The organism is bacterium, from assembly GCA_040757115.1.
Lineage (GTDB): Bacteria > UBA9089 > CG2-30-40-21 > CG2-30-40-21 > SBAY01 > JBFLXS01.
Map to the genome: position 1 here is coordinate 1 of JBFLYA010000315.1, position 3,766 is coordinate 3,766.

Sequence of the window (3,766 nt, forward strand, 5' to 3'; positions counted from 1 at the left end):
ACTCTTGGGCCAGGTTTGCTTGACACCGTGAATTGTGAATGGTGAATAGTTACCAATTTTTTTAATAATATCTCCCTATCTCCTTAATCTCCACATCTCCTTTTGTTACACCACCTGAACGCTTACAAATTTTCTCTCGCCAGGACGCAAAGGTCGCAAAGGGGTCTTTTCTTAGCGTCCTTTGCGCCTTTGCGAGAAATCTGTTTTAATTACAAATTAACAATCAGGAAGTAAGAACTTCTCAACCTCTTAACTTCCTAACTTCCTAACTTCTGTATTTCAATTAATTCCAGCAGTAATACCTTTATACCAATCTATGATATTTTTACCATAGAATAAGATAATTAGAGCCCCAAAGACTAAATATGGTCCAAACGGAATATATTCACCAAATCTCTTTTTACCTGATAAAATTAATATCAATCCAACTAACGAGCCTAAAAATGAGGCAAAAAACAGACTTATTAAGGTATATTGCCAGCTGGCTAAAAATACACCAATGACTGCCGCCAATTTAAAATCCCCGGCACCCATGCCTTCTTTTTTAAAGATAAAAGGGCTGATAATTACGATTAAAAAGATAATCCCTCCACCAACTAATCCTGCTATTAAAGAACTAATGAATATACCTTTAAAGTAACTTATTAAAAGTCCTATGATTATCATAGGATATGTCAGAACATTAAGGATTAATTGATGTTCGAAGTCGATAAAAGTAATAATGATAAGGACTGAAATAAATAAAAGATAAATAAAGAAATCAGGTGATTTCCCAAAAAATTGCCATAACAAAAGGAATAAAACAGGGGTTAAAATTTCGACGATGAGGTATCTTGGAGAGATTTGGACACCACAATAACGGCATTTACCTTTTAAAATGAGATAACTGATAATTGGGATATTTTCCCATATCTTTATTTTGGTTTTGCAGTTTGGACAATGAGAAAAAGGAATAACAATTGATTCGTCTATTGGTAGGCGATAAATACAGACATTAAAAAAACTTCCGATTAGTGCTCCAAAGATGAATATTATTATCTGGATAAATGGTGATGGTATTAATTCTATCATAATTTTTTTGTAGCCGTTCAGGTGTAATGAAGGGAATGAGTAGAAATTTTAGATATAAGAGAATAGTAACCGTTCAGGCTATATATCAAAAGTGTAAGAAAGGGGATAAGGAGATAAGAGTGATATGGAGATAAGATAATAGAAATAGATTGAAATTTATAGAAATAGGTAGAAATTGATTGTGGAAAACAACAAATTTCCATAAATTTCTATTAGTTTCTATTAATTTCAATTTTTTTAATAATATCTCCCTATCTCCTTAATCTCCACATCTCCTTTTGTTACACCACCTGAACGCTTACCATACTTCGTATTCTTTACTCTGTGTAATTACGCAGCTTAACTTGAATTTGAAATGAATTTCTTTAATATTTTTCCCATTTTTTTCTACTTTTCCATTTTCCCTTACTTACACCTGAACGCTTATCCCTTTTCTTTCAATTTACAATTTCTTTTTGTTTTGTGCCTTTTCTTCAGATAAAACCTTTAAGAAGACATTTACTATTTTCGGGTCAAATTGTCTGCCGGAACATCGTTTTAATTCGACAATGGCCTCTTCTTCAGACAATGCTTTACGGTAAGGTCTATCCGAAATCATTGCCTCATAGGCATCTGTAACTTCAATAATTCGAGCCTCTAAAGAAATTTCATCCCCAACTAATCCATCAGGATATCCCGCACCATCTATTCGTTCATGATGTTGTCTAACCGCAGGTAATATATCCCACGGGAAACTAATTGGGGATAAAATTTTAACACTAAGTAAAGGATGGTTTTTAATGGTTTCAAATTCATCCCTGGTTAATCCCCCTGGTTTATGGAGGATATTTTCGCTAACACCAATTTTACCAACATCATGAAGCAAAGCCGCGATATAGATATTTTCCAGTTTTGACTCTGGCACACCTAATTTCTGGGCAACTGACACGGCAAATTGAGCTACTCGCTCACAATGACCACGAGTATAGGCATCTTTGGCATCAATTGCCTCGGCTAATGATTTAGTAGTGTTAAGCAGACCTTCTTTAACTGTTTTAAAAAGTGAGGCATTTTCTATGGCGATGGCTGATTGGCTGGCTAAAGTAATAAGTATTTCTTTTTCTTCTTCCGTATAGTGATAAGGTTTTTGTGAATAAATAGTAATTACCCCTAAAATCTTATCTTTAACCATTAAAGGGGCTGATAAGAATGCGGCAATTCCTTCTTTTAAGGCATATTCTGGATTTTTGATTCGAGCATCAGTTTTTATATTCGAAACAGATATTGTTTTTTTATCCTTAATTACCGCATTTTCAATACTGGCATCAACCTCAATCTCACCTTTTTTTAGATATGAATTTGATAAACCCATAGAGGCAGACAAGATTAATTTTTGTTTAGCCAGAAGTTTAATTGAACACATTCTGGTATGCATAGTTCTTGAGGTCGCTTCAACAATTAATTTTAACACCTCATTAATATTTAATGTCGAGACTACGGCTTTAGTAATATCAGAAAGAACAGATAACTGGGCAATTTTTTGTTCCATTGCCTTGTATAATTTAACATCTTTAATGGCAATAGTCGCTTGATTGGCAAGACCATCTAAAACTATGACATCATCATCAGTGAAATTTTCCCCACTTTTTCTTTTTAACATAAATACACCAATGAGCATTTCTCTTATTTTTAATGGAACAGCAATACAGCTGGTTATTTCTTCTGATTGAAGGTATTTCTCGAATTTTGGTTTATTCATTCCCAGATAGACTAAGAGAGGTTTTTTATGTTTTGCTACCCACCCAGCAAGACCTACACCAATTTTTATTCTACTTTGCTCAAAATGCTTATGTCCGGCATTATGAATAGCCTCACCAACTAATTCATCTTTTTCTTCGTCTATTAAATAAATAATCGCTGTATCTGCTTCTAACATAGATGCCGCGGTATTAATAATTAAATGAGAGAGTTTTTCTAAATCTAAGGTAGATGCGATTGCTTTACCAATGTGAGATAGCGTGGCTAATTCAGCGATTTTGTGTTTTAAATCATGTTTTTGAAGGCAAAGGTGTGAAATGGTATTTGCAATTGAAGATATCAGGTCTGAAGCCATATATATTTTTTCCTGTGGGAATTCTTTGATATTTTTGAATGCGGTTAATAGTTCTTTGGGATTAAGATTCAACTTTTCAGCAAGCCGTTTTATCTTCAAAGAATCTACCGGGGCTAAAATCCTGGTGCCTTCTATTCCAATGGAACCTATATAGACATCTTTAAGAATTATCGGGGCAACAAAATGACAAAGTCCGGCATCACAAAGATATATCTTTGAACCACCATCATGGGTAAAGGTTTCTTTTTCTATCTTTGCGTCAAATTCCTGGCACATCAAGGCTCCTTGTGGAGTGCATCTAATCAACTGACAAAAATTATTTAAGCCGGTTGTTTTAACCACAGGAATTCCATCTTTATCGACAATTATAGTAGGCATATCGATTGCCTTAGCAAAGTTATCCTGAATTTGTTGTAGAATTTCTGGTTCGACTAATTCATTTAATTTTAGTGTTTTTACAGCCATTATTTATTCTCCTGTAAGCGTTCAGGTGGTGTAACAAAAGGAGATGTGGAGATTAAGGAGATAGGGAGATATTATTAAAAAAATTGAAATTAATAGAAACTAATAGAAATTTATGGAAATTTGTTGTTTTCCACAATC

At 33.8% G+C, this 3,766-nt stretch carries 3 protein-coding genes; all 3 read right to left on the reverse strand.

The features are described 5' to 3' along the window. Positions 1–279: 279 nt before the first annotated feature. Positions 280–1,071: a prepilin peptidase gene (locus tag AB1422_17750; GenBank protein ID MEW6621148.1), complete on the reverse strand. Its 792-nt coding sequence runs from the start codon at positions 1,069–1,071 to the stop codon at positions 280–282. Positions 1,072–1,088: 17 nt separating this feature from the next. After that, complete coding sequence (locus AB1422_17755) at positions 1,089–1,274, reverse strand: hypothetical protein (GenBank protein ID MEW6621149.1); 186 nt, start codon at positions 1,272–1,274, stop codon at positions 1,089–1,091. A 239-nt stretch (positions 1,275–1,513) separates the two neighbouring features. Next, a complete protein-coding gene (locus AB1422_17760; protein MEW6621150.1) occupies positions 1,514–3,628 on the reverse strand; it encodes an HD domain-containing phosphohydrolase in 2,115 nt (704 codons plus the stop codon). Positions 3,629–3,766 lie beyond the last annotated feature (138 nt).